Below are 24,501 nucleotides of genomic sequence, written 5' to 3'. Positions count from 1 at the left end.
AACATAACGAAATTACTTCGATCATGCAGCCGGGACTTAGGGTAGTGCAGACATTGATCATATCGCCATTGCTCGTTTCGATTTTCTGTGAGATGAACGACGCCGATGGTGCTGCCGCCGGAATCATCCGGAGGGCGGCTGAAAAGGGAACACGGTGCGGATTACCCATCAGGGGCCAAAACCGTGGCTGCCCCCGCAACTGTAAGCGGAGAGCGCGTTCGCGATATACCACTGGCTTCATGCCGGGAAGGTGCGAATGGGCTGTGACCCGTGAGCCAGGAGACCTGCCATCGATAACGTCAACCGCAACGGACGGGGTGTTCCGATGGAAATTCAGTGGTTGGGCGGGGGCGCATTCGCGTCCGCAAGCCCTATCTTGACTTTGCCTCCGGCGAAATCTCCGGGAGGCTTTTCATGGACAAAGCGAAAGAGCAGACGCATCGGATCACCGTGTGCACGAGTTGCCGCCACGTCGGCGCGCCATGCCATCCCGGTCTCGATCTGCTGAAACATTTGCAGGCGGCTATTGCCGAGGCCGGTGCGACACTTTCCGACGATTTCAGTCTGGAGGGCAGTGTCTGCATGGCTGGCTGCGACCGGCCATGCACCGTCGCCTTCCAGACGTCGGCAAAGGCGACCTACCTCTTCGGTGACATCTCGGGCGAGGCCGATATCGGCGCGCTCGTCTCCTTCGCGGAGCTTTATCGCGATCGGCCCGATGGCCTGACACGGGAAGGCGATCGCCCGAAAATGTTGGGCGGCAAGACATTGGCGCGCATTCCGGCAGCCATCCTTTCAGCCGAGCGTCACGCGACGCTTTTGCAATAGGAGCGGGTCATGCTGGAAAAATGCTTGCGATTGGAAGCTGACGGCGTCACCTGGGGCCCGTATAGGGGAAAGCCAATCATCCGGGACATCAGCCTGTCCGTGAAAACCGGAGATCGGCTGGCGATTATCGGTCCGAACGGGGCGGGCAAATCGACCCTGCTGCGCTGCCTCTATCGTGGTATCCGGCCGCAACAGGGTCTGGTGCGCCTCGACGGCACCGATCTCTGGTCGATCGGCCCGCGCGAAGCGGCGCGGCGTATCGCCGTCGTCCTGCAGGAGACGCCGGGTGATTTTCCCTTCAGCGTTCGTGACGTGGTGATGATGGGCCGCATTCCCCATCGCAAAGGCATGGCGCGTTGGAGCGAAGAGGATCATGCGGCAACGGCGGCGGCGCTTCTCCGCCTGGACCTCAAGCATCTGGCGCTCCGGCAATTCGCGTCGCTTTCGGGTGGCGAGAAACAGCGGGTATTGATTGCCCGCGCGCTGGCGCAGGAGCCGGAGCTGATCATTCTCGACGAGCCGACCAATCATCTCGATATCCGCCATCAGCTCGAAATATTGGCGCTGTTGAAAGGCCTTGGCCTGACGATCATCACCACTCTGCACGACATCAATCTCGCCGCCGATTTCGCGACGCATGTTGCTGTGCTCGATTCCGGCCGTCTGAGCGGTCACGGCTTGCCTGCCGAAGTTCTGACCGCCGAGCGCATCTCATCCGCATTCCGTGTCGAAGCGAGCCGTCAGGTCGCGGGCGACGCATCCCATCGTTTTAGTTTTTCTCTTCGATAATTTGGAGCCGTTTATGTCTTTCCGCATGTCCTTGTCCGCCACCGGCTTGCTACTCGGCACACTCTTTGCCGGCGCTGCTCTGGCTGAGCCCGTCACCGTGCGTAGCTGCAATCGCGATGTCACCTTCGACAAGGCGCCGGCGCGCGCCGTTTCGAACGACGTCAATCTTACGGAGATGATGCTGGCTCTGAAGCTCAGGGATCGTATGGTCGGATATACTGGCGTTTCCGGCTGGAAGACGCTGGATGAGAAGCTCAGGGACGGCATTCAGGAAATGCCGGAGCTATCGCCGAAATATCCGACCAAGGAAGTGTTGCTCGGAGCCAATGCCGACTTTTATTTCGCCGGCTGGAACTATGGCATGAAAGTGGGCGGTGAGGTGACACCCGAGACCATGGCGCCCTTCGGCATCAAGGTCTATGAGCTCACCGAATCCTGCATTTTCGTCATGCAGAAGAACAAGCCGACGATGGACGACATGTTCGTCGACCTGCTGAATCTCGGCAAGATTTTCCGCGTCGAGGATAGGGCCGAGGCCTTGGTTGCCAGCTATCGCAAGCAGCTTAGCGATATCCGGTCGAAAATCAGTCATGTCGACAAGCCGACCCGCGTCTTCGTCTATGATTCCGGCGAGGAAAAGCCCTTCACCTCGGGCCGCTACGGCATCCCGACGGCAATGATCGAAGCGGCTGGCGGCAGCAATGTCATGGACGATGTCGAAAAGAGCTGGACGGAGGTCTCCTGGGAGCCGGTGATCGAGAAGAACCCCGAAGTCATCGTCATCGTCGATTATGGCCAGGTCACCGCAGCCCAGAAGATCGCATTTCTGAAGAACAATCCGGCCTTCAAGAATATCGATGCGGTGAAGAACGACCGTTTCGTCGTGCTGCCCTATGTGGAGGCCACGCCGGGACCGCGCAACATCGAAGCCATCGCCGCGCTGGCGAAGGCATTCCATCCCGAGGCGATGTAACCAACGACAATGCCGATCCGTCCAGTCGATTACTGGACGGATCGCTTCCTGGATTTTCGCATGCGCCTCGGCCTTCCCATTATGATCCTGCTCCTTGCTGCTTTCTTCGCCATGTCGATCACGGCCGGCGTCTCGTTTGGCGCGGCGCCGATCCCGTTTGCGACCGTATGGTCGATCGTCGGCAACAAGCTGCATGCCGGGTTGTTTCCCGTCACCTGGTCAGGCGGACAGGAAAGCATCGTTTGGGACGTCCGTTTTCCGCGCGTCATCCTGGCGTTGCTCGTGGGGGCCGGGCTTGCGGTCACCGGAGCGGTGCTGCAGGCTTTGACGCGAAATCCGCTGGCTGATCCACATCTTCTCGGCGTTTCCTCAGGTGCGGCTTTCGGCGCTATATTGGCACTCCTGCACACGGGGCTCATCTTCGGGCTGTTGACTGTCCCGTTATTTTCCTTCGCCGGCGCGCTTCTTGCGATTGCCGCGGTGGCGCTGGTAACGCGGCTGACGCGTTCGCATTCGGCCGACCGGCTGGTGTTGTCGGGTGTCGCCGTCGCCTTTGTCTTTACCGCGCTCGGCAATCTCCTGATTTTTCTCGGCGACCCCAGGGCGGCCAATACCGTTGTCTTCTGGATGCTCGGCGGCTTGGGGCTGGCGCAGTGGCAGCATCTGATCTATCCGGCCGGCGTGTTCCTCGTCTGCCTTTGCGTGCTGATGCTGAAATCACGGGAGCTGAACGCGCTTGCTATGGGCGATGAGACGGCAGCGACGCTCGGCATCGCCGTATCGCAATTCCGCTTCCTGCTGTTCATCGTTACGGCGCTGCTGACGGGCGTCATGGTCGCCTTTTCGGGAGCGATCGGCTTTATCGGACTGATGGTGCCGCATTTCGTCCGGCTGCTTGCCGGTGGCGACAACGTCCGCGTCGTACCGCTGAGCGCCGCCTTCGGAGCACTGACATTGGTCTGGGCCGATATGGCCGCGCGGCTTATCATGGCGCCGGAGGACATGCCGATCGGCATCGTCACCGGTCTGGCAGGCGGCATCGCCTTCATTCTGATCCTACGAAAAAGCTGAGCAACGCGTGGTGTTCCCCATTGCCGGCCGCCGCTCGTGGACCTATTTCCCGACGGGCATGCCGGAGGAAGAGAATGGCCGTATATCCGATTGTTTGTACGCCAGAGGAGGTGCTGAGCTTCTGGTTCGAGGAATGCACGAGCGAGGATTGGTTCCGCTCGACCGTTGCTCTCGACGAAGAAATGCGCCGTCGGTTTCGCGACACGCATCTGGCATTGGCAGCCGGCGTCCCCGATCTTTGGAGGACAACGCCCGAAAGCCGGCTTGCGGCGGTCATCGTCCTCGATCAGTTCGCCCGCAACATCTATCGCGGCACGCCGCTGGCCTTTGCGACGGATGGTTTGGCATTGCAGGAGGCGAAAGAGGCTTTGGAGGTCGGCGCGGATCAAGGGATGCCGGCGGAACGGCGGATATTCCTCTATATGCCGTTCGAGCATGCCGAGGACCTTGCCGAACAAGACCAAGCCGTTGCGCTTTTCCGCTCGCTCGGCCTTGAAGAGCAGATCGACTATGCGCTTCGGCATCGTGCCGTCATCGCCGCCTATGGCCGCTTCCCGCATCGCAATGTCTTCCTTGGCAGGACGTCGACGGAGGCGGAGAAAGACTATCTTGCCCAGCCAGAAGCGGGATTCTGAGGGAATAAAGGTGTAAATGCCTTTGTGTCGCCTTTCTTTGCCTTACAAGGCGTACGCGTAGGGAATATGAAATTCGCAATCACTGTATGGGAAGACCCCGTTCTTCCATTGTTTCGTGCGGCGAATCCGTTTGCTCAGCCGCCAGCGACTTAATCTGCGACGAGGAGCTTTGCTTGCGCCTGCTGACACACCGTTTCCGTTTTTTGCCCGTGCTGCTTCTGGCACTGAGCGCAGCCACTGTTGCCGGCTCTTTGACGGGCGGGCACGCTTTTGCCCAAAATCAGCAACAGGCACAGCCCGCGCAGCAATCGGAACTGCAGCCCGCAGCTCAAGCGCCGCAGCCGACGCAGCTCGCCAATGGTTTGTTGGAAACTGCCGTTGCCGATCTTGCCAAGGCCAAGAAGGACTTTGCCTCGATCGAAGGGGAATCCAAAGAGGAGGGGGCAGATGACAGTGCGCTGGTGGCCCTTTCCGGCCGGGCGGATGAGCTCAATCGCTCCGTAGCGGCGATTTCCGCGCGGTTGAAGCCGCGCGCTACAGAGATCGACGCGCGCCTGACGCAACTCGGTGCGCCGCCCAAGGAGGGGCAGCCGCCGGAAGCAGCGATCGTCACCCAGGAGCGTGACCGTCTTAACGCCGAACGTTCGCAGATCAGCGCCGTGACCGTCGACGCCGATAATCTTGTTGCTGCGAGCAACCGGCTTGTGATGCAGCTCGTCGAAATGCGCCGCAAGTTGTTTGCCGAGACACTGTTCAAGCGTACGGGCGTTTCCGCCACCACATTCGAGGATGCGGGAACGGCCTTTGTCAACGAGGGCGCGGAGTTCAGCACTGCCGTAACAAGCTGGATCGGCTTCGTCGTGAAGGCCAAGCTCGGTTCGCTCCTCACCGCCCTCTTCCTATCGCTTGGTGCGGCGCTGCTTTTCCTGTCCGGTGGCTATCGGTTGTTCCGCAGATATTATGTGCGGGACGAAAATATCGAAAATCCGCCCTATATCAGCCGCCTCTCGGTCGCCTTCTGGTCAACGCTGATCCGCACGCTGTCGCTGGTCGCGTTTCTCGTTACGTCCTTTTTCTTCCTGTCGAATTTCAATGTGCTGCGGCCGGATATTGCGCCGGTCCTGGCGGCTCTCTTCGGCTTCATCGGGCTGGTCTATTTCGTCGGCCGCCTGGCCAATGCCGTTTTTGCGCCCTTCAGGCCGCATTGGCGGCTCGTCAAGCTGTCCAACAAAGGCGCTCGTTCGCTAAGCTGGTGCATGCAGGCCATGGCCGTCGTCAATGGTCTTGATTATGTTTTCGACCGCATCAGCGAATCCATGGGTTCGCCTGTCGTCGTCACCGTGGCGAAGAGCTTCTTTGCGGCGCTGTTGATCGGCCTCATCCTGATTGCCGCCTCCTTCGGTTCGCCGATCCTCGCAAAGAACGGCAATCCCGATGCTCCTGGCCGGCGTTGGCCGCATGGCATGGCGATCATCCTTCGGGTGCTCGGTACATTGCTGATCTTCACGGCTTTTATCGGCTATGTCGGTCTGGCGCGCTTCATCGCAACGCAGTTGATCGTCACCAGCGCCGTTCTGGCGACCATGTATCTCGGCTTCCAGCTCGGTAAGTCGGTGTCGAGGCAGGGCGTTTTTGCCGAAACGATCATCGGGCGCTTCCTCGAAAGCCGTTTCGCGCTCGGCGACGTCGCGCTCGATCAGGCTGGTCTGGGGGCGGGCCTTGCGACCTACGCCGTCGCGCTTATGACCGGCATTCCGCTGATCCTGCTGTCCTGGGGATTCCATATCCAGGATCTGGAGCTGATCGCCTATCGACTGTTCACCGAAATCCGCATCGGCAACATCTCGATTTCTCTGGTCGGCATCTTCGCAGGCGTTCTGCTCTTTGCCGGCGGTTATCTCGTGACGCGCTGGTTCCAGCGCTGGCTGGACAGCAATGTCATGGCGCGGGGGCAGGTGGACTTGGGTGTCCGCAACTCGGTGAAGACCGGCATCGGCTATCTCGGCGTAGCGGTGGCGTCTATCATCGCCATTTCGGCTGCCGGCATCGACCTGTCGAGCCTGGCGCTCGTCGCCAGCGCGCTCTCGGTCGGTATCGGTTTCGGCCTGCAGAATATCGTGTCGAACTTCGTCTCAGGCCTGATCCTGCTGGTTGAGCGGCCCTTCAAGGTCGGCGACTGGATCGTCTCGGGTACGTCGGAAGGCATCGTCAAGCGCATCTCTGTGCGCGCCACCGAGATCGAAACTTTCCGCAAGCAGTCGATCATCGTGCCGAATTCGGAGCTGATCAACGGCTCGGTCGGCAATTGGACGCACCGTAACCGCTTGGCGCGCTCGGAAATTCCGGTTTCCGTCAGTTTCGATGCCGATCCGCAGAGAGTTATGGACATTCTGCTGGAGCTGGTGCGCGGCATCCCGAAGGTGCTCAGGAATCCCGAGCCGCATGTCGAATTCCTGCGCATCGGTCCGTCTTCGCTCGATTTCGAGATGCGTTTCTACCTCTCCGATCTCTCCGACGGCATGGAGATCCGCAACAATCTGCGCATCGATATCCTGAAGCGTTTTCGCGAAGAGGGGATTGCCATTCCCTATCCGCATCAGGAACTGCACATCGTCCGCGACAGCAAGCGAGGCAGACAGACCGATCTGTTGGCGACCACCAATCTGGCCGATTCCGCAGACGGGCCGGAAGTCGTTCCAGAAGATCTCATCAAAGACATTGCTCCGCCGGCCGAAGAGGAACTGCCGCAGCCGCTGGAGGTCAGGAGCGGCGTTCGCCGTCGCGGCAAGGCATCCGCCCAGTGATGTGGTCACGAGGATAATGCGGCGTTGCGCCTGATATCCGAACGTCCAGAGTATAATAAATGAGAAGGCGGCCCGATGGTCGCCTTTCATTTATGGGAAACCAGTCGACTTAATAAATATTCAAGTGCTTTGCTGTAGAAAATTGGGACGGGGCCGATTTCTATTAGCAGGTTTAATCATGCCATTTTTGGGTATTTCGGGAATGCAGTATTCCGGCGGCTCGCTTGCTGGAGCGCGTATTCTTCTCGCCGAGGATTCGAATGTCTTTACGTCGATGATCAGCGCGAAGCTGAAGGAACTCTTCGACATCGACATCGAAATCTGCCGGAACTTCGAAGAATTGCAGTTTGCCTATGACAAGTCGTCCGAGCCGATCCGGCTGGCGATTTCCAACATCAATCTGCCGGGAGCAGAAAAAGGCGAGGCGCTGGAATATCTGATCGATCTCAGCATCCCGACGATCGTTTTCACCGGCACGTTCCACGAAGGCATGCGCGACGAGCTGATCGCCAAGGATATCGTCGACTATATTCTCAAGGACAATATCTTCGCCGTCGATCTGCTGGCTGAGTCGATTTGCCGCTTCCTGACCAATCATCGTCATCACGTACTGATCGTCGACGACAGCGCCACGGCGCGTGCTTTGCTGTCCAGCCGTCTGAAGCGCTATAATTTCCGCGTCAGCGTCGCCGAGAACGGCACAAAGGCACTGGAGATCCTGAAGGCCAATCGCGACATCGGTCTGATGGTCACCGATTACAACATGCCCGACATCGACGGCTTCGAACTGACGCGCCGTATCCGGGCCAGCATCGGTTCGCATGAGCTGCGCATCATCGGTGTCTCGTCGTCTACCAACAGGTTGCTATCGGCGCGCTTTCTCAAGGCCGGCGGCAATGATTTCATTCTGCGGCCGTTCATTGATGAAGAGTTCTATTGCCGCGTGAACCAGAACCTCGACACCTTGCTGCAGATCCAGTCGATGCGATTGAGTGCGTGACATGCCGGAAGAAGGAGCCGACCGAGTTTCAGAAAAGTAAAATATGAGGATAATTCATCTTCAGTACAAGATTTCTGCAATCTCTGGTTCCACTTTCTTCACGAATCCTGTTCACGATGGAGTTGAAGGACGGCGCCATTTTCGCTCGCGATAGGCAACAGCGATCGGTGCGCGCCGTGTGGTCTGGGAGGACTTGAAGTCAAATGGTGTTCCGCGTGGATTTCCTCAGCGATGGCCGTAACCGTCGCCGCGGCAGCCAGAGCATACTTCTGGTTGAAGATTCGCGCATGTTTTCTTCGGTCCTGTCCCACCGGTTCCAAACCGAACTCGGCCTCAATGTTGTCCATTGCGCCTCATTGAAGGCGCTGAATGAAGCGTTGGCGGTAGATGGGCGCAGCTTCACCATGGCTGTGGTCGACCTCAATCTGCCGGATGCACCCCATGGGGAGGCGCTGGATGTTGCCATCACTCACCATATTCCCACCGTCGTTTTCACTGCGTCCTTCGACATGGATACGCGCAACCGCATCATGGAGCGCAGCATTGTCGATTACGTCCTGAAGGACAATGAATTCGCCCTCGACAATCTCGTTTCCACCGTACGGCGGGCCATCTCCAACCGCGGCACGCGGGTGCTGGTAGTGGATGATCTCCCGTCGGCGCGGCGCGTGCTGGTGGAGCTCCTAGAGGCGCAGCAGTTCAAGGTGGCCGAAGCCGGCACCGGTGTCGAAGCGTTGGCGGCGCTTGATGACTACGGCGACATAGAAGTGGTGGTGACCGATCATCATATGCCCGACATGGATGGTTACGAGCTGACCCGGCGTATTCGCCATCGCTATGGTTCGGATCGGATGAGGGTCATCGGCATCTCCTCTTCGAACGACCGCCTATTATCGGCGATGTTCCTGAAGGCCGGCGCCACCGATTTCATCTATCGTCCGTTTGTGGCCGAAGAGCTGCAGTGCCGCATAGCGCACAATGTCGAAACCCTGATGCAGCTCAAGCAATTGCGCGCTGCCGCCGCGAGCGACTATCTGACAGGGCTCTATAACAGACGCTATTTTTACGATCATGGTCCGCGGATCGTCCACGAATGCCTGCGCCATCATCGGCCGACCTCGGTCGCGATCCTCGATATCGATCATTTCAAGCATCTGAACGACACCTATGGCCACGAGATCGGCGACCAGGTGTTGAAGGCCGTTGCCGGCCGGCTTCATTCGCTGTTCGAAGGCAGCGAGAACCTGCTGTCCCGTCTCGGCGGCGAGGAGTTCGCTATCCTATTCACCGAAATGGATTCACGCGCAGCAACGGCGCTGTGCGACGAGGTGCGCGTCAATCTCTCCAATTTGAAGGTGAATGCGGACGACGAAGAACTCTCGGTGACCGTGTCGATCGGTGTCGCCGAAATTGCAGGTCGTGAGGCATTCGAGAATTATCTCAACGCGGCCGACCAGTTTCTTTACATGGCCAAGCACAAGGGCCGCAATCAGGTCTATTCCGACGCCAAGATGACGGAGGAAGCGGCCGAATAGCCGCCTCCATCAGCCAGCCTTAGACAACGACGCCACTGCGGTTGCTCGACAGGGTGAGCTTGCGCTCGGCGCGCTCCTGCTGGGGCGAGCGGTTGTAGAGTTCGCGATAACACTTGGAGAAGTGCGAGGCGGAAACGAACCCGCAGGCAACCGCCACCTCCACGACCGGCATCGACGACTGCACCAGCAGGTGACGGGCACGGTCGAGGCGGATCTCCAGATAATAGCGCGCGGGCGAGCGGCCCATTTCCTGGCGGAAGAGGCGCTCGATCTGACGGCGCGAGAGGCCGGCATCGTCGGCGATTTCGAGCAGCGACAGCGGCTCGGCGAGATTGCTTTCCATCAGCTCGATGATCGACAGCACCTTGGCGTTCTGAACACCGAGGCGGGCGCGCAGCGGCAAGCGCTGGCGGTCATGCGGGCTGCGGACACGGTCGGTAAGTTGCTGCTCACAGACGCGATTGACAAGGTTTTCGCCGAAATCCTGTCCGATCAGGTTGAGCATCATGTCGAGCGAAGCGGTACCGCCGGCGCAGGTATAGAGATTGCTGTCGACCTCATAGAGATCGGCATAGACTTCGGCCTGCGGGAAGTTCTCGGCAAAGCCGGGGAGATTTTCCCAGTGAATGGCGCAGCGCTTGCCGTTCAGGAGGCCGGCCTGGGCCAGCACATGCGCGCCCGTGCAGAGGCTGCCGACGGCCACGCCACGATTGTAGGTCTCGCGCAGCCAAGCATTGACAGACTTGTTGAGGAACTCCTCGACGTAGATTCCCGAACAGACGAGCACCATGTTCGGCCTGTTCTCACCGCCGAGATTGCGACGCTCGTCGGCGAGCGATGTATTGACTTCGAGGCCGATGCCGCTGGAGGAATAAACCTTCTGGCCGTCGGTCGAGGCCAGTCGCCACGTGTAGGCTGGGTAACCGAGCATGCGGTTCGCAATCCGCAGCGTCTCAACCGCAGCCGAAAACGGCAGCATGGTAAAGTGGGGAACGAGGAAGAAAACGAGGGAACGCGTCTTAATCGGAGTCTTGCTCATATCAGGAAAATCCATCCTCCAGGACCATCCTGTATTCCTTGCGTCAAATGCGTCGGCTCGATGGTCCAATAGCGACATTGGCATGGATAATAGCGGCCGCAAAGAGATATTTGTGCAATCCCACTAAAATTGCCGCTGCGAAGAAAGCAGGCGAAGCGGGTAAGCAATTTCGTGAAGCAACTAAATATATATGTCAGCAACAATCGAAATAAAAACCAAATACGCGCTGAGATGCATAAATGTTCGAAAGGCGACACCCGGTTTGGTTGAGTGTCGCCTTCAGAATTTACAGCATGTCACGATCATCGACCGGCCCTGGAATTCTTGGCTTCGTCGACGGCCGGCCAGCCGAGGTCCTTGCGCATGTCGTCCGGGAGAGATTCGAGCTCGCGCTCGGAGCGCCATTGCTGCCAGCGATCGGTAATCCGAGTGATGAGTTGCACAAAAGTGCCAGCCGACGGAAGCGGGCTCCGCGTCCTATCGGAATGTCTATAGGTGATCGTCGTCATTTCAAGGTTCCTTCGGTTTTCAGATGCCCGAAAGGTCGCGACCTTTACGAGCTAATATGGGGGTACTTCGCCCATCAATCAAACGAATAGATCTTATAGATGCCATTAGCATTCTTGAACGATCGTGCGCTGGCAGGCTTCCGTTCGAGGGCGGAGATCACGCGATCCGGGGGCAGGCCGCGGGCGTTGACGTCGTCGATCAGATGCGCCGGGAAATGCGTTGCGATTTCATCGAGCGTGTGTTGCGCCGTGCGCTGAATGTCTCGGGCGCGCATAAGGTTGAACAAGCGAGATGCCTCGCGAAGTGCTGTGCTAGTCATGGTTCTTGCTCCTTTCGGCCGTCTCTATCAATTTCGTTAGGCCTAATATGGTGCTTCGTTGACATTCAGACAAATGAAATGATATGGTGTTTAAAATCAGAAAAATTGAAGGATGCCGTTATGACCGTACCGCTCCGCCGGCCCATACCGCTGCTCGACAATGAAGTTCTGCGCACCTTCGTCGCCATCGCTGAAACCGGCAATTTTTCGACCGCTGCCGATGCGGTTTTTCGCACGCCGTCCGCTGTCTCAATGCAGATCAAGAAGCTGGAAGAGCAGCTTGGCGTGACGCTGTTCCTGCGCGATGCACGCTCTGTCAGCCTGACGCAGCATGGCGAAATGCTGCTCTCCTATGCACGCAACATCCTGGCTCTTTCCAATGAGGCCGTGTCACGCTTCATCATGCCCGAACTCAGCGGTGTCGTGCGGCTCGGCGCGCCCGACGATATCGGTGAGCGCCTGCTGCCGAGCATTCTGAGGAGTTTTTCGGAGAGTTATCCGGGCATCATGGTCGATGTTACAGTCGACATGAGCCTCCAATTGAAGAAGCGTATCGAGGAGCAGCGGCTGGATCTGGCGCTGATCAACTGCGCGACGCGGCCTTTCCCGACGGAGGGCGAGGTGATCTACACCGAGCGCTTGGTCTGGGCCGGCGCAAAGTGCGGTACGGCCTATCGCCGCGATCCGTTGCCGATCTCGATTTGGGAAGATGGCTGTATCTGGAGATCGGAGGCCCTGGCGCAGCTCGAGCGGCAGAAGCGGCCTTATCGCGTTTCCTATCTCAGCGCCCACACGATGGCGCAGCGCGCCGCTATCGTCTCGGATCTGGCCGTTGCGCCGTTTCCACGTTCCTACATCACGGAGGATATGGAAATCCTTGGGCCGAATGAGGGGCTGCCGGAACTCACATCCTTCGACATTCGTTTGCTGACGGCATCGCAGATGACAGGACCGATGAAGGCGGTGGCCGATAGCATCCGGCAGGCGTTCGTAGAGATCGGGCGGAAAATGGCTGCGTGAGCCGCAGCCTTTCACCTATTACTCGCGGCTGCGGCGACGTCTGCGGCCGCCGCCTTCGCCAGCGGCATCGTCGGCAAGCTGCTTGCGTTCCGGCAACGTCACCACTTTCGACAGTTCGGGGAAGGCATCGACCTTGTTTGGCAGCGCCATCGCGTAGACAAAATGCTCCTGAAATTTTGATTCAAGCGCCGTCTCTATCTTCTCGATTTTGCTGACGGTTTCCTCGATCTCGCGGCGGTGGCCGCGGTTGAGGAGGGCCATGCGAGCGCCGGTGCCGGCGGCGTTGCCGACCGCCTTCACCTTGTCAAGGGCGCAGTCCGGAATCAGACCCAACACCATGGCATATTTCGGATCAATGAAGGTGCCGAAGGCGCCGGCAAGGCCGATGCGGTCGACATGGGTGATGCCCTGCTTGTCCATCAGCAGCTTGACGCCGGCATAAAGCGCGGCCTTGGCGAGCTGAATGGCGCGAATATCATTCTGCGTCACCGTAATGCGGGGTTCGCCATCGCGCAGCAGATAGGAGAAGGTACGGCCGTTTTGCAGGATGCGTGGCGAGCGTTCCGCCATGCTGCCGTCGACAACGCCGTCTTCGGAAATGATGCCGGTCAGGAACATCTCGGCGACTACCTCGATGATGGCCGAGCCGCAAATGCCGGTGACGCCGACTGTGGCGGCGGCTTCCGCAAAACCGGGTTCGTCTGACCATGGTTCGATGCCGATGACGCGGTAGCGCGGCTCAAGGGTGACGGGATCGATGCGCACGCGCTCGATGGCGCCGGGAGCGGCGCGCTGGCCGCTGGAAATCTCGGCGCCTTCGAAGGCCGGGCCGGTCGGCGAGGAGGCTGCGACGACACGATTGCTATTGCCGAGCACGATTTCGGCGTTGGTGCCGATATCGACCAGCAGCATCATTTCGTCTTGCCGGTGCGGCCCTTCGGCCAGCGTCGCGGCGGCGGCATCGGCGCCGACATGGCCGGCGATGCAGGGCAACATGTAGACGCGCGTGCCGGCATTCATCGGCAGGCCGATTTCGGCTGCTGTCAGATGCACCGCGCCAGAGACGGCAAGCGCAAAGGGGGCGCCGCCGAGCTCGGTCGGATCGATACCGAGGAAAAGGTGGTGCATAATCGGATTGCCGACGAAGACGGCGTCCAGAATGTCCTGGCGCGATGCACCGCCATCGGCGCAGACCTTGTCGATCAGCCCGTTCAGCGCCTCGCGCACGGCGTTGGTCATGGCACCGCGGCCGTCCGGATTCATCATCACATAGGAGACGCGGCTCATCAGGTCTTCGCCGAAGCGGATCTGCGGGTTGGATGCGCCCGCGGATGCCACTGTGCGGCCCGACAGCAGCGAAGAGAGATGCATGGCAATTGTCGTCGAGCCGATATCGCAGGCAATGCCGTAGGCCTCATTCTTCAGGCCCGGATAAAGTGCGATCAGGCGCGGACGGTCGCTCTCACGATCCCTGTGGATCGCGGCCGTAACCTTCCACTCGCCCTTGCGCAGGATCGATTGTACCTGCGGGATGATATGAAAATCGATTTCGAGATTGTCGTATTTCCAGTCGGCGGCCAATGCGGCTTTCAGCCGGTCGAGATCGCCTGACGGTTTGTGCATATCCGGCTCTTCGACCTCGACGTAGCACATATGCACGGCCGTATCGCGGGCAATGACGCGCTCGTCGGCGGCCTTGCGGACCACCTGCGCATTGATCACCGTATCCTGCGGCACGTCGATGACCAGATCGCCCTGGATCAGGGCTGAACAGGAGAGGCGACGTCCGTCCGGCAAGTCGCGGACTTCGGCGTAGCGCTTTTCCTTGGGCCCGATCGGCGAGAGGTGATCATTGGCAGAGACGATCTTGTGCTTGGCGAAATTGCCTTCCTGCACCGACACCTGGCAGCGTCCGCATGTCGCGCGACCACCGCAGACGCTCTCGACATAGACGCCAAGCTGTCGCGCCGCCTCCAGCACCGGTGTGCCGACCGCGAAACGGCCGCGCTTGCCGGAGGGCATGAAGAGGACGAGGGGGTCTAAGTTGGTCATTGGACTCGGCTTTCGGACAATTTCCCTACGGAGGCCCCGGTTGTCCCTCACCCTAGCCTCTCCCCATGAACGGGAGAGGGGACGACGGAGTAGCGAAGCGCCTTCGCCCCGTGTAACGGGGAGAAGGTGGATTTGAGCGATTTGCGCGAAGCGAAATCGCGAAAAGACGGATGAGGGGTTTTACTCCCTCGAAGCGCCTGCTCCAGTGCGGGCCGCGCGTCCACCACGGCGTCCGCCGCCGGCTGCCGGCGCTGTCGTGGCAGCGGCAGCTACTGCGCCACCCTCGGCCGGCTTGTAGTCGCGATAGGTCATGATCCAGTTGGTGCAGTTAGCGTCGGTGCCGTTCAGAACGTTGGCGGCGCGGACGGCTTCCATTTCCTGCGGGCGGCAGGGGTTCATGATCGCCGAGGTCATGCCGGCGCCGATTACCATCGGGATGAAGCCGGCATTGATGCCATGGCGATGCGGCAGGCCGAAGGAGATGTTGGAGAGGCCGCAGGTCGTGTTGACCTTCAGCTCGTTGCGCAGGCGGTGCAGCAGCGCGAAGACCTGACGGCCGGCGTCGCCCAGCGCGCCGATCGGCATGACGAGCGGATCGACGACGATGTCATGCGGCTTGATGCCGTGGTCCATCGCGCGCTCTACGATCTTCTTGGCGACGGCGAAACGTACGTCGGGGTCCATGGAAATGCCGGTCTCGTCATTGGAGATGGCGACCACGGGTACGTCGTATTTCTTCACCAGCGGCAGGATGGCTTCGAGCTTCTCTTCTTCGCCGGTCACGGAATTGACCAGCGGACGACCCTTGGCGACCTTCAGGCCAGCCTCGATAGCGGCGGTTACCGAGCTGTCGATCGACAGCGGCACGTCGACGAGGCCCTGGACGATTTCCAGCGTCTTCACCAGCAGGCCCGGCTCGGTCTCGTTCGGATTGACCGAGGTGACGCCGGCGTTGACGTCGAGCATGGTCGCGCCGGCGGCTACCTGTTCCAGCGCATCCTTGATGACCGTCTCGAAATTGCCTTCGATCATCTCGGCGGCCAGCTTCTTGCGCCCCGTCGGGTTGATGCGTTCGCCGATCACGCAAAAGGGTTGGTCGAAACCAATGATGATTTCGCGAGTGGCTGAAGCAACGATGGTGCGCGTCATGTCTGATCCTCTGGTCAGTTGGCCCGATAGAGGTGGTCTATCGTGCGATGAATTCGGTTACAAGTCAGGCCGGCTTCCCGCGGGCCTGTTAAGAACATTCTGGTTCAATGCGCCAGGTGCGGCGGATGATGGGCGGCGGCTTCGGCCATTTGCTGCTGGTTCTCCTCCATGCCGCCGCGGATATGCTCCAGCCGCTCGGCGACGAGCGCGTCGGTGCGGCTCGCCTCGTGCTTCCAGGGCTGGCGGCCTTTCAGGACACCCGAATCGTGCACCATCTCGGCGACATATTCTTCCTGGCGGTAGGCCATGACGTGGATGCCGGAAACGCCCTCGATCTCCTTCACCTCGTTGATGATGTCGATGCAGAGCTGCTTGCCTTCCTTTTTCTGATCCTGAGCGCCTTCGATGCGCTTGATCACCTCGTCCGGAATATGCACGCCCGGCACGTTCGAGCGCATCCAGCGAGCGGTCTTGGCGGAAGCCAGCGGTCCGACACCGACCATGACGAAGCACTTCTCATGCAGGCCGAGATCGCGGACCTTTTTCATGTAGTCGCGGAACATCGGCACGTCGTAGCAATATTGGCTTTGAACGAACTGCGCGCCGGCTTCGATCTTCTTCGCCAGGCGATAGGGCCTGAAGTCGTAGGGCGGCGCAAAGGGGTTGATGGCAGCGCCAAGAAAGACTTTCGGCGGTGACGTCAACTTGCGGCCGGAGAGGAACTTGGCGTTGTCGCGCATCATGCGAACGGTTTCGAGCAGCGACATGCAGTCGAGATCGAAAACCGGCTTGGCGCCCGGCTGGTCGCCGGCCTGCACGCCGTCACCGGTCAGGCACATGATGTTGCAGACGCCCATGGCAGCAGCGCCCAGCACGTCGCCCTGGATGGCGATGCGGTTCTTGTCGCGGCAGGCGATCTGCATGATCGGGGCATAGCCCATGCGCGTCAGCAGCGCGCAGATGCCGACCGAGGACATATGGCAATTGGCGCCGGAGGCATCGACGGCGTTGATGCCGTCCACCCAGCCATCGAAAATGGAGGCGCGCTCGTAGACATCTTCCGCATTGGCGCTGTCGGGCGGGTTCAGCTCGGCCGTGACGGCGAACTCGCCGCGGCGCAGCACACGCTCAAGCCGCCCAAGCGACGAGTGGCCCGGCAGGGGATCGAGCGGCAGATGCGCGCCAAGCGGGTTTTCATCAATATGCGCCATTCGATCAGGCTTCCTTCTTCTTCGCTTCGCGCGCTGCCGCAGCTTCAGCGGTCACGCGCAGCCACGAGGATGTTTCCCGCAGCGACTGGTTTACCGGCTTCTGCACATTCAAGATCGCATCGCCCCCGTTCATATTGCGCGAGCCGTTCCAGGCCTGCACCCAAACGCAAGGCATATCGGGCTCGACTTCGCAATTGCCATTGGCGCGCACGCCGCCGCAAGGGCCGTTGCGCAACTGCTTCGGACAGTTCATCGGACAGGACATGCCGGTCGACGATAAGGCGCACTGGCCGCACATGCGGCAATCGAAGAGAAAGCCCTTCACGTTGCGCTCGACGAAGGTGATCGGCCGTTCGACGCGCGCATAGCCGATGGACTTCCAGAGCGGATGCAGCAGGAGGAAGGCGTCGGCGAAGCGGTGATAGAACCACTCGAGGAAACGCGAATGACGCACGGCCCAGAGACGGACAGTGTATTTGCGACGAGCGCGGCGGTTCGGCGAAACACCCGATGGCGTATAGGCGCCGGTGGCTGCCTTCGCACCCGCCGCGGCGTTGCCTGGTTTCTGGACGGTATCAGCCATTGTCACGTCCTCCGGCCTTCACCAACGCTACCAGGCGCTCGCGATCATAGGCGGCTTCGAGTTCGCTGGCGGCCTTGTCGGCCTCTGCTTCAAGATCGTCGGAGACTGGCACGGGATCGGCCTTGCGCCATTCGGCCAAGTAGTCGTCAGTCTCGGCAGCGCCGGTGCGCATGGCGCACATGTCGATCGCTTCCGTGAAGCGCAGCGACAATTCACGCTTGGCCGATTGCCGTCCTTTCTTGATGATGATCTGGGCAGGAATGTCCCGCCAGTAGACGACAATGCGATCTGCCATGCAAATTCTCCTCTTTGAACAAGAATGCACGTCCGCCGATCTGGGGACTGCGCTTGCGACGACGCGGCCCATGCCAAAAAACGACGCGATGTCGAAACCATCTGCGCATAACCGACACTTCTGGTCACCTCTAAGTGACATCGTCTTGTTTTTCGCTGGGATTCGGGGCTTTCAACATGGCCGGGTCCGGCGGCAACCGCAAGTGGGGCGGCGTTGGGCAATGTCGTAATCAGACAGCCTTCAATTCGCGGGCGAGATCGCCATAGCCGGTGAAGCGATATTCGTAGTCGAGGCCGAGATAGGTCGCTGCCGCTTTTGCCTTTTCCTGCAGTGCCGAATCCTCTTCCTGCGAGAGATAGACGACCTTGCGGTAATTGCCGAAATACATTTCCTTCAGCTCTGGATGCCGGTCGAGGCCGAGCGGCACGATGACGAAGGATTCGAACTGACGCGCCAGGAAATCGGTGAGGAAAAACGAGGTAATGTCATCCTCGCGAGTGGAAAAGGCTTCGTTGCCGCTGAAGAAGGAATAGCAGTGCGGGCCGGAAAGGCGTTCGATGCCTTCTTTTTCGCAGATTTTGTCGATATCGCCGCCGGTGCCGCAATCGGCATAGCCGATGAAAATCTTCTCGAAGCCGCGTGAGCGGGCATCCGCAATCGCCTCTTTGAGGGCAGGGGCAATCTTCTGTGGATAGGAATGGTAGATCGCGGGAAGACAGTGCAGGTCGATATGATCGAGGTTATTGATTCTGGCGATCGCGAGTATTTCGCGCGCGATTGCACCGCACGCGATCACATGAACTTTTTGCGCGATTGTGCGTTCATTGGGCGGCGTGTTTGTCTCCGCCTCTTGCCGATCAATATCCATTCCGAAAGGGCTCCGATCATGACAGCACCGACACTCACCAAAATCGCCGCCGCCTGTGCAGTCCTTATGGTACTCGCTTCATGTGCCAACACAATTCGCGGCGTGGGCAGGGACACCGCCAATGCCGTCAACGCAACCGAGAGCGCCGGTCACAGCGTAAAGAGGGCCGTCGTCAACTGATTTGGGGTGCCGATCGGCCGGCGGCAACCCTAATGGATGCCGCCGCCTTGGCATTCGTCGCGATCAGGCGCTGGCAGCGTGGCTGTTGTGCTTGCGCTTCATGAAGTCCTTGGCGGTTTCGACCGCCACGGCCGCGTCACGGCAGTAGGCATCAGCACCGACCGCTTTGCCGAACTCTTCGTTCAACGGCGCACCGCCGACGAGGACGACATAATCATCCCGCATGCCCTTTTCCTTGAGCGTGTCGATAACGACCTTCATGTACGGCATGGTGGTCGTCAGCAGCGCCGACATGCCGAGAATATCCGGCTGTTCGCGCTCGATGGCGTCGAGATAGTTTTCGACCGGGTTGTTGATGCCAAGGTCGACGACATCGAAGCCGGCGCCTTCCATCATCATGCCGACGAGGTTCTTGCCGATGTCGTGAATGTCGCCCTTGACGGTGCCGATCACCATCTTGCCGAGCTTCGGAGCACCGGTCTGCGCCAGCAACGGCCGCAGGATAAACATGCCAGCCTTCATGGCATTGGCGGAAAGCAGCACTTCGGGAACGAAGAGAATGCCGTCGCGGAAGTCGATACCGACGATACGCATGCCTTCGACAAGCGCCTGGGTCAGGACGTCATAAGGTGCCCAGCCGCGTTCGAGGAGGATATTTGTCGCTTCCTCGATTTCCTCCTTCAGTCCGTCATAGAGGTCGTCGTGCATCTGCTGCACAAGTTCCTCGTCCGAGAGTTCCGAGAGAATGATTTCTTCGTCAGACATGCGCTCCATCCCGTTTTCGTGCGATGCATCAGGGGCTTCTATAAAACAATGCTGTCTTTATCGATAGACCGGAAGCCTAACAAAACCCTTTTCGAAAGCGACGTGACGCAGATAAATCGCGACGGAAGGAACAGATGGATATGAAGCAATTTCACGCCGGCCATGTCTGTCCTATGCTAGTCACTGGCGCATAAAGGAATGTCCGTGCGACGGAATCGGGTAGCATGGGGCAAATTGTACAGACGTATTCATGCGCAAGAGTGAGGAAGCATCATGGATGATATGATTGAGCAACCGGCCGCAGGTGATGGTGGCGGACGGCGTTCGCGCGGCGAGGGCAGGGGTGCGGCTGCGCGGCGCGCATCACGCAGCGGTGGCGGGCCAGGTCCGTCGCTCCCGTATATCCAGCGCAAGATCGGTGTCTACGAGGTCCTGGACGAGGAAGGCCTGCAGCTCATTGAGCGCAATGCTGACACCGTGCTCGAAGAAATCGGCATCGAGTTTCGCGACGATGCGGAAGCACTGGAACTCTGGAAGGAAGCTGGTGCCGACGTTAAGGGGCAGCGGGTGCATTTCCCGAAAGGGCTTTGCCGCGAACTCCTGAAGACCGCGCCGAAGGAATTCACCTGGCATGCGCGCAACAGCGCCCGCAACGCCCAGGTCGGCGGCAAGGCAACGATCTTCGCGCCGGTTTACGGCCCTCCCTTCGTTCGCGATCTCGAAGGCAATCGTCGTTATGCGACGATCGAGGATTTCCGTAATTTCGTGAAGCTCGCCTATATGGCGCCGTCGATCCATTCGTCCGGCGGCACGGTCTGCGAGCCGGTCGACATCCCGGTCAACAAGCGCCATCTCGATATGGTCTACAGCCATATCAAATATTCGGACAAGCCGTTCATGGGTTCGGTGACCGCGCCGGAACGTGCCGAAGACACGATCGCCATGGCGAAGATCGTTTTCGGTGACGAGTTCGTCGAAAACAATTGCGTCACGCTGAACCTGATCAACGCCAATTCGCCGATGGTGTTCGACGAGACCATGCTCGGTGCATTGAAGGTCTACGCGCGGCATAACCAGGCCTCCGTCGTATCGCCGTTCATTCTCTCCGGCGCGATGAGCCCGGTGACGGTTGCCGGCACGCTGACGCAGATCCTGGCCGAGGTTCTGGCCGGTGCATCCTTCACGCAGTTGATTCGCAAGGGATCGCCGGTGCTTTACGGCACCTTCGCCGCCTCCATCTCCATGCAGTCGGGCGCGCCGACCTTCGGCACCCCGGAGCCGTCGTTGGTGTCCTACGGCTCGGCCCAGCTTGCCCGTCGTCTCGGACTGCCTTTCCGTACCGGCGGTTCGCTCTGCGCTTCCAAGGTGCCGGATGCGCAGGCGGCTCATGAATCGGCCAGCACGCTGAACATGACGCTGCTTGCCGGCACGAATTTCGTGCTGCATGCCGCTGGCTGGCTCGAAGGCGGCCTCGTCAGCTCCTACGAGAAGTTCATGATCGATCAGGATCAGCTCGGCATGATGCAGAAGATGGCCGAGGGCGTCGATCTCTCAGAAAACGGCCAGGCGATGGATGCCATCCGCGAAGTCGGCCCCGGCAGCCACTATCTCGGCTGCGGCCATACGCAGGCCAACTTCCAGACGGCCTTCTACCGTTCGGCGCTGGCTGACAACAATTCCTTCGAACAGTGGGAAATCGAAGGTCAGAAGCGCATCGAGGAACGCGCCAATGCGCTTTGCCGCTCCTGGCTCGACCATTACGAAGCACCGCCGCTTGATCCGGCGATCGATGAGGCGCTGCTGGCCTATATCCAGAAGCGCAAGGATTCGATGCCGGACGCTTTCACCTGAAGAGAGCCCGAGGCCGCCAGGGAGCAAGGCGGTGCGGTTCGCGTCGCCGATCTGATTCAGAAAGAGGTCTGGCGGCCGCACTATCAATATAAGGGGCCGCGATGAGTGGCGGCTCCGCGATTGTCAGCGAACTCCGTGCGGCGCTTGCGCCGCACGGAGTTTTTGTTCGTGGGATCATTTCCTTCGGCGAAGGCGAGGGACCGGCATTGGCCGACGGGACGCCGGCGCGAAGCGTGATCCTGCTCGGCAATATCGGCGGTTCCATCTGGGAGCCGTTTTCCCGATGGCGGCAATCGCCCGAAAATGCGGATCATACCGATCCGCTGGACGAGTGGTCGAAGGCGATCATAAGGCCTCTAGCCGCGGTATTCAATGCGACAGCCTATTTCCCCTCCGATCCGCCGTGGCAGCCGTTCCAGCGATGGGCAATGCAGGCGGAAGGTTTGAAGGCTTCGCCGCTCGGCATCCTGATCCATCCGGACTATGGCTTGTGGCACGGTTATCGCGGTGCGCTCGGGTTTGCCGACATAATCGAAGTGGATGGGGCAGGGACGATGGCTGCACATCCCTGCGATCATTGCGACGAAAAGCCTTGCCTGACCGCCTGTCCCGTCGAGGCCGTCACATCGGTCGGTTTCGACGTAGCCGCCTGTCGGTCGCATCTCCGGACGGATGCAGGGAAAACCGGTTGCATAATTAGCGGCTGCCTGGCGCGCAATGCCTGCCCAGTGGGATCGGCCTATCGCTATCCGCAGGCGCAGCTCGCTTTTCACATGGCGGCACTTCGGTCTTAAAAAGGAAGGAATTTCCTTCTTTTGCCGCATTTTGATTGCGCCCTTAAAGCTTCGAAATTCGCTGCGGAGCCCAAGCGTTTGATTCGGTTGCTGACCATGTTCGCCATCCTCACCTGCGCCACCACGGCGTTTGCTGATGAGGCCTGCCGCAAGGTTCAGCATCTTGGCGACAGCTATACCGTCTGCACCTTCGATCCCGCCACCGACGGTATCCGGCTCTACCAGAACGACCGCAGCGGCAAGCCCTATGGCTCGTTCCGAGCGCTGGAAAACGATCTTCGCCAGGACCGCATCTACATCCGATTTGCGATGAATGGCGGCATGTACCGGGATGACCAATCGCCGGTCGGCCTCTATGTCGAAGACGGCAAGCAACAGAGAGAGATCAACACCAACAAGGGGTGGGGCAATTTTCATCTACTGCCGAACGGCGTCTTCTATCTTCAGCCGGGCCATGCCGGCATCATGGAGAGCAAAGCCTTCCAGGCTTCCGGCATCAAGCCTTTCTACGCGACGCAATCCGGCCCGATGCTGGTGATCGACGGCAAGCTGCATCCGTCGTTCCTCGCCGACAGCACCAGTTTCAAGACGCGCAACGGCGTCGGCGTGTCAGCCGATGGCAAGGTCATCTTCGCCGTATCTGACGGCGCTGTCCGCTTCCACGATTTTGCGACTTTGTTCCGTGACGATCTCGGCTGCGCCAATGCACTCTTCCTCGATGGCAGCATCTCCAGCCTCGATATACCGGAATGGCAGAGGCGGGATGAATTATTCCCGCTCGGCCCGATCATCGCGGTGACGGAGCTGCTGCCGGGCTGAGGAGCCTCAAACGAACTGTTCGATATAAGTGAGAATATCGAACAGCCCGTCTCTCGGACCGGGATTGGGCGGAAAGTTCTGCGTGAAGCGAAGGAACGCCCTTGGCTTGTCGGACCTATCGAGCTGCGGCGCTTCCCGGCTCAAACGTTCCCGGATCGCTGGCGACAGAAGATTGATCGTCGTGTCGTCGATGATCGGCTCGATGATGACCGGTTCGCCGTTGAATGCGATCGCTTCCGTTGCGGCTGTCGCGATACCGGCGAGCTTGCGGATCTGATCATAGGATTCCGGCGGAAGCGGCGCGGCGTGATAGGCCGCCATGCGATGATACATGATGTAGGCCTCGACCCAATTCTGCGCGTTGACATGCAGGCGCATGGCGACGGCCTGGCGCTGCAGCATGAATTGCGTGATGCGCTGCACCAGAGACGTCCGGTAATCGGCGGGAAGCTTGCCGTCGCGAAGGGCCTGAGAGGCGAGATATTCCAGGCCGCCTCTGTAGGTGTCCCACTGGAACATGCATTCCTTGTTACCCTGCTGCAGGCGCGGGTCGTCGGAGACCGCCGTTACGCGTGCGAAGGGTTCCGGCATGAAGAGAATGTCGGCCTTGTCGAGCGCGCGCGTCGTATAAAGAAATGCCCAGAAGATGAAGGGCGTCGGGCTGGAGATAGACTTGGCCAGGACGTCGCGCCGGATGATCATGAACTCAGGGAAGACGTGTCGCTCGAGGATGAATTCCAGCATCGAATGGAAATCGCCCTTCGAATGACGCGTCGGATAGGACAGGTGATAAAAGGGCTGCATGTCGCCGCCGCCCGGCCGTCCATCGACAAGCATCCACGGCGCTTGCACCATGCCGATCCGCTGGTCCTCCGCCATCAAGCGGATGTATTCGACGACCTTTTCCGGAATGAGCAAGTCGTCGTCCCCGAGGAAAACTGCGTATTGACCGCGGGCACGCTGCATGGCGAAGGCATAGTTGCTGAGAAAACCGGAATTGCTTGCGCGGCGGTAGGCGCTGACTTCCGGGTGATGCGAGATGGATTGGACATAGCCAGCGGTATTGTCCGTCGAGCAGTCATCGACAATCACGATCTCAAAGGGAATGCCGAGCCGGCGAAACGCGTCCAGATGGAAGCTTACATTGCGCTCCAGCATGAACTGGCGATTGTAGGTCGGAACGCAGATCGAAAGGACGGGGGATTCAATAGAGGACATCGACTTCTCCAGAGGCATCGGCGCGATTCGGATCGCGAGCTTTGCCGTTGGATAGGAGAGGTTGCTTTCGCGGGGCTGGAGAATTCACGCTCATTCCAGGCGAGTGTGAAGCGACATACGGCCTCCAGCCCGGTGCAAGCTTTGATTTTTATCCCTCTGCCAAGGTGGTTCGTCGAACTTGATACGGCAGGGT

The 24,501-nt window shown here is 59.6% G+C and carries 24 protein-coding genes and 1 riboswitch; of the genes, 13 read left to right on the top strand and 11 right to left on the bottom strand.

The annotated features are described in order from the left end of the window. Nucleotides 1–89 precede the first annotated feature (89 nt). A riboswitch (cobalamin riboswitch) is annotated at nucleotides 90–306 on the top strand. A gap of 108 nt (nucleotides 307–414) precedes the next feature. The 8 genes from C9E91_RS11325 to C9E91_RS11290 all read left to right on the top strand — a co-directional run bounded on the left by C9E91_RS11325 (nucleotide 415) and on the right by C9E91_RS11290 (nucleotide 9,635). Continuing rightward, the gene (locus tag C9E91_RS11325; protein WP_107108552.1) at nucleotides 415–828 is read left to right on the top strand and encodes a DUF1636 family protein; all 414 of its coding nucleotides are present in this window, start codon (nucleotides 415–417) and stop codon (nucleotides 826–828) included. Nucleotides 829–837: 9 nt separating this feature from the next. Next, entirely contained in the window at nucleotides 838–1,617 is a 780-nt protein-coding gene (locus C9E91_RS11320; RefSeq protein ID WP_107108369.1) for an ABC transporter ATP-binding protein, read from the top strand. 13 nt (nucleotides 1,618–1,630) lie between these two features. Beyond that, entirely contained in the window at nucleotides 1,631–2,590 is a 960-nt protein-coding gene (locus tag C9E91_RS11315; RefSeq protein WP_107108368.1) for an ABC transporter substrate-binding protein, read from the top strand. A 60-nt stretch (nucleotides 2,591–2,650) separates the two neighbouring features. Further along, nucleotides 2,651–3,661: a FecCD family ABC transporter permease gene (locus C9E91_RS11310; RefSeq protein ID WP_107108551.1), complete on the top strand. Its 1,011-nt coding sequence runs from the start codon at nucleotides 2,651–2,653 to the stop codon at nucleotides 3,659–3,661. 74 nt (nucleotides 3,662–3,735) lie between these two features. After that, entirely contained in the window at nucleotides 3,736–4,296 is a 561-nt protein-coding gene (locus C9E91_RS11305; protein ID WP_107108367.1) for a DUF924 family protein, read from the top strand. 173 nt (nucleotides 4,297–4,469) lie between these two features. Beyond that, nucleotides 4,470–7,100 (top strand): mechanosensitive ion channel family protein, encoded by a 2,631-nt coding sequence (locus C9E91_RS11300; protein WP_107108366.1) that lies wholly within the window; start codon nucleotides 4,470–4,472, stop codon nucleotides 7,098–7,100. A 178-nt stretch (nucleotides 7,101–7,278) separates the two neighbouring features. Continuing rightward, a complete protein-coding gene (locus C9E91_RS11295) occupies nucleotides 7,279–8,100 on the top strand; it encodes a response regulator (protein ID WP_107108365.1) in 822 nt (273 codons plus the stop codon). 203 nt (nucleotides 8,101–8,303) lie between these two features. Further along, nucleotides 8,304–9,635, top strand: a complete 1,332-nt coding sequence (locus C9E91_RS11290; RefSeq protein WP_107108364.1) for a diguanylate cyclase — start codon at nucleotides 8,304–8,306, stop codon at nucleotides 9,633–9,635. A gap of 19 nt (nucleotides 9,636–9,654) precedes the next feature. Here C9E91_RS11290 and C9E91_RS11285 read toward each other — a convergent pair whose 3' ends face one another. The 3 genes from C9E91_RS11285 to C9E91_RS11275 form a co-directional block, all read right to left on the bottom strand. Continuing rightward, the gene (locus C9E91_RS11285) at nucleotides 9,655–10,674 is read right to left on the bottom strand and encodes a GlxA family transcriptional regulator (protein WP_348626963.1); all 1,020 of its coding nucleotides are present in this window, start codon (nucleotides 10,672–10,674) and stop codon (nucleotides 9,655–9,657) included. Nucleotides 10,675–10,976: 302 nt separating this feature from the next. After that, nucleotides 10,977–11,183, bottom strand: coding sequence for a hypothetical protein (locus tag C9E91_RS11280; RefSeq protein WP_107108362.1), 207 nt, complete (start codon nucleotides 11,181–11,183; stop codon nucleotides 10,977–10,979). A 74-nt stretch (nucleotides 11,184–11,257) separates the two neighbouring features. Further along, nucleotides 11,258–11,503 carry a hypothetical protein gene (locus C9E91_RS11275; protein ID WP_107108361.1) on the bottom strand — a complete coding sequence of 82 codons (246 nt, stop codon included), beginning with the start codon at nucleotides 11,501–11,503 and terminating at the stop codon, nucleotides 11,258–11,260. 78 nt (nucleotides 11,504–11,581) lie between these two features. On the opposite strand from C9E91_RS11275, the gene C9E91_RS11270 reads away from it, so the two are divergent. Beyond that, nucleotides 11,582–12,523, top strand: a complete 942-nt coding sequence (locus C9E91_RS11270; RefSeq protein ID WP_181316066.1) for a LysR family transcriptional regulator — start codon at nucleotides 11,582–11,584, stop codon at nucleotides 12,521–12,523. An 18-nt stretch (nucleotides 12,524–12,541) separates the two neighbouring features. Here the strand turns inward: C9E91_RS11270 and C9E91_RS11265 are convergent, their stop codons facing one another. The 6 genes from C9E91_RS11265 to C9E91_RS11235 all read right to left on the bottom strand — a co-directional run bounded on the left by C9E91_RS11265 (nucleotide 12,542) and on the right by C9E91_RS11235 (nucleotide 18,681). Continuing rightward, complete coding sequence (locus C9E91_RS11265; RefSeq protein ID WP_107108359.1) at nucleotides 12,542–14,575, bottom strand: ASKHA domain-containing protein; 2,034 nt, start codon at nucleotides 14,573–14,575, stop codon at nucleotides 12,542–12,544. A gap of 180 nt (nucleotides 14,576–14,755) precedes the next feature. Next, a complete protein-coding gene (locus C9E91_RS11260) occupies nucleotides 14,756–15,724 on the bottom strand; it encodes a methyltetrahydrofolate cobalamin methyltransferase (RefSeq protein ID WP_107108358.1) in 969 nt (322 codons plus the stop codon). Between the two features lie 104 nt (nucleotides 15,725–15,828). Beyond that, nucleotides 15,829–16,935, bottom strand: coding sequence for a methylenetetrahydrofolate reductase (locus tag C9E91_RS11255; protein WP_107108357.1), 1,107 nt, complete (start codon nucleotides 16,933–16,935; stop codon nucleotides 15,829–15,831). A gap of 4 nt (nucleotides 16,936–16,939) precedes the next feature. Further along, on the bottom strand, nucleotides 16,940–17,518 hold the full coding sequence (locus C9E91_RS11250) for a methylenetetrahydrofolate reductase C-terminal domain-containing protein (protein ID WP_107108356.1): 579 nt from the start codon (nucleotides 17,516–17,518) through the stop codon (nucleotides 16,940–16,942). After that, complete coding sequence (locus C9E91_RS11245) at nucleotides 17,511–17,813, bottom strand: virulence factor (RefSeq protein WP_107108355.1); 303 nt, start codon at nucleotides 17,811–17,813, stop codon at nucleotides 17,511–17,513. Before C9E91_RS11245 ends, C9E91_RS11250 begins: the two co-directional genes overlap by 8 nt. 229 nt (nucleotides 17,814–18,042) lie before the next feature. Then, entirely contained in the window at nucleotides 18,043–18,681 is a 639-nt protein-coding gene (locus C9E91_RS11235; RefSeq protein ID WP_107108353.1) for a DUF1638 domain-containing protein, read from the bottom strand. A gap of 18 nt (nucleotides 18,682–18,699) precedes the next feature. Here C9E91_RS11235 and C9E91_RS19985 point away from each other — a divergent pair, with 18 nt between their 5' ends. Next, a complete protein-coding gene (locus C9E91_RS19985; RefSeq protein WP_107108352.1) occupies nucleotides 18,700–18,861 on the top strand; it encodes an entericidin domain-containing protein in 162 nt (53 codons plus the stop codon). A gap of 63 nt (nucleotides 18,862–18,924) precedes the next feature. Here the strand turns inward: C9E91_RS19985 and C9E91_RS11225 are convergent, their stop codons facing one another. Next, complete coding sequence (locus C9E91_RS11225; protein WP_107108550.1) at nucleotides 18,925–19,626, bottom strand: cobalamin B12-binding domain-containing protein; 702 nt, start codon at nucleotides 19,624–19,626, stop codon at nucleotides 18,925–18,927. Nucleotides 19,627–19,899: 273 nt separating this feature from the next. On the opposite strand from C9E91_RS11225, the gene C9E91_RS11220 reads away from it, so the two are divergent. From C9E91_RS11220 to C9E91_RS11210, 3 genes are all read left to right on the top strand, one after another. Then, nucleotides 19,900–21,477 (top strand): trimethylamine methyltransferase family protein, encoded by a 1,578-nt coding sequence (locus tag C9E91_RS11220; protein ID WP_028752248.1) that lies wholly within the window; start codon nucleotides 19,900–19,902, stop codon nucleotides 21,475–21,477. A 101-nt stretch (nucleotides 21,478–21,578) separates the two neighbouring features. Next, nucleotides 21,579–22,271, top strand: coding sequence for a 4Fe-4S dicluster domain-containing protein (locus C9E91_RS11215; RefSeq protein ID WP_107108351.1), 693 nt, complete (start codon nucleotides 21,579–21,581; stop codon nucleotides 22,269–22,271). A gap of 96 nt (nucleotides 22,272–22,367) precedes the next feature. Beyond that, the gene (locus tag C9E91_RS11210) at nucleotides 22,368–23,090 is read left to right on the top strand and encodes a phosphodiester glycosidase family protein (RefSeq protein WP_181316073.1); all 723 of its coding nucleotides are present in this window, start codon (nucleotides 22,368–22,370) and stop codon (nucleotides 23,088–23,090) included. 6 nt (nucleotides 23,091–23,096) lie between these two features. On the opposite strand, the gene C9E91_RS11205 is transcribed toward C9E91_RS11210, so the two are convergent. After that, nucleotides 23,097–24,308: a glycosyltransferase family 2 protein gene (locus C9E91_RS11205; RefSeq protein WP_181316065.1), complete on the bottom strand. Its 1,212-nt coding sequence runs from the start codon at nucleotides 24,306–24,308 to the stop codon at nucleotides 23,097–23,099. Nucleotides 24,309–24,501: the final 193 nt, after the last annotated feature.

It is taken from the genome of Rhizobium sp. SEMIA4064 (assembly GCF_003025035.1).
Taxonomy (GTDB): Bacteria; Pseudomonadota; Alphaproteobacteria; order Rhizobiales; family Rhizobiaceae; genus Rhizobium; species Rhizobium paranaense.
The sequence above is the reverse complement of the archived record's forward strand: the minus strand, read 5'-3'. Positions and strand labels throughout refer to the sequence as shown.

What these genes read in the sequence shown, in the direction of transcription:
- C9E91_RS11325 (WP_107108552.1), top strand. Translation starts at nt 415, where the DNA reads ATGGACAAAGCGAAAGAGCAGACGCATCGGATCACCGTGTGCACGAGT.
- C9E91_RS11320 (WP_107108369.1), top strand. Translation starts at nt 838, where the DNA reads ATGCTGGAAAAATGCTTGCGATTGGAAGCTGACGGCGTCACCTGGGGC.
- C9E91_RS11315 (WP_107108368.1), top strand. Translation starts at nt 1,631, where the DNA reads ATGTCTTTCCGCATGTCCTTGTCCGCCACCGGCTTGCTACTCGGCACA.
- C9E91_RS11310 (WP_107108551.1), top strand. Translation starts at nt 2,651, where the DNA reads ATGCGCCTCGGCCTTCCCATTATGATCCTGCTCCTTGCTGCTTTCTTC.
- C9E91_RS11305 (WP_107108367.1), top strand. Translation starts at nt 3,736, where the DNA reads ATGGCCGTATATCCGATTGTTTGTACGCCAGAGGAGGTGCTGAGCTTC.
- C9E91_RS11295 (WP_107108365.1), top strand. Translation starts at nt 7,279, where the DNA reads ATGCCATTTTTGGGTATTTCGGGAATGCAGTATTCCGGCGGCTCGCTT.
- C9E91_RS11290 (WP_107108364.1), top strand. Translation starts at nt 8,304, where the DNA reads ATGGTGTTCCGCGTGGATTTCCTCAGCGATGGCCGTAACCGTCGCCGC.
- C9E91_RS11285 (WP_348626963.1), bottom strand. Translation starts at nt 10,674, where the DNA reads ATGAGCAAGACTCCGATTAAGACGCGTTCCCTCGTTTTCTTCCTCGTT.
- C9E91_RS11280 (WP_107108362.1), bottom strand. Translation starts at nt 11,183, where the DNA reads ATGACGACGATCACCTATAGACATTCCGATAGGACGCGGAGCCCGCTT.
- C9E91_RS11275 (WP_107108361.1), bottom strand. Translation starts at nt 11,503, where the DNA reads ATGACTAGCACAGCACTTCGCGAGGCATCTCGCTTGTTCAACCTTATG.
- C9E91_RS11270 (WP_181316066.1), top strand. Translation starts at nt 11,582, where the DNA reads ATGATATGGTGTTTAAAATCAGAAAAATTGAAGGATGCCGTTATGACC.
- C9E91_RS11265 (WP_107108359.1), bottom strand. Translation starts at nt 14,575, where the DNA reads ATGACCAACTTAGACCCCCTCGTCCTCTTCATGCCCTCCGGCAAGCGC.
- C9E91_RS11260 (WP_107108358.1), bottom strand. Translation starts at nt 15,724, where the DNA reads ATGACGCGCACCATCGTTGCTTCAGCCACTCGCGAAATCATCATTGGT.
- C9E91_RS11255 (WP_107108357.1), bottom strand. Translation starts at nt 16,935, where the DNA reads ATGGCGCATATTGATGAAAACCCGCTTGGCGCGCATCTGCCGCTCGAT.
- C9E91_RS11250 (WP_107108356.1), bottom strand. Translation starts at nt 17,518, where the DNA reads ATGGCTGATACCGTCCAGAAACCAGGCAACGCCGCGGCGGGTGCGAAG.
- C9E91_RS11245 (WP_107108355.1), bottom strand. Translation starts at nt 17,813, where the DNA reads ATGGCAGATCGCATTGTCGTCTACTGGCGGGACATTCCTGCCCAGATC.
- C9E91_RS11235 (WP_107108353.1), bottom strand. Translation starts at nt 18,681, where the DNA reads ATGGATATTGATCGGCAAGAGGCGGAGACAAACACGCCGCCCAATGAA.
- C9E91_RS19985 (WP_107108352.1), top strand. Translation starts at nt 18,700, where the DNA reads ATGACAGCACCGACACTCACCAAAATCGCCGCCGCCTGTGCAGTCCTT.
- C9E91_RS11225 (WP_107108550.1), bottom strand. Translation starts at nt 19,626, where the DNA reads ATGTCTGACGAAGAAATCATTCTCTCGGAACTCTCGGACGAGGAACTT.
- C9E91_RS11220 (WP_028752248.1), top strand. Translation starts at nt 19,900, where the DNA reads ATGGATGATATGATTGAGCAACCGGCCGCAGGTGATGGTGGCGGACGG.
- C9E91_RS11215 (WP_107108351.1), top strand. Translation starts at nt 21,579, where the DNA reads ATGAGTGGCGGCTCCGCGATTGTCAGCGAACTCCGTGCGGCGCTTGCG.
- C9E91_RS11210 (WP_181316073.1), top strand. Translation starts at nt 22,368, where the DNA reads ATGTTCGCCATCCTCACCTGCGCCACCACGGCGTTTGCTGATGAGGCC.
- C9E91_RS11205 (WP_181316065.1), bottom strand. Translation starts at nt 24,308, where the DNA reads ATGTCCTCTATTGAATCCCCCGTCCTTTCGATCTGCGTTCCGACCTAC.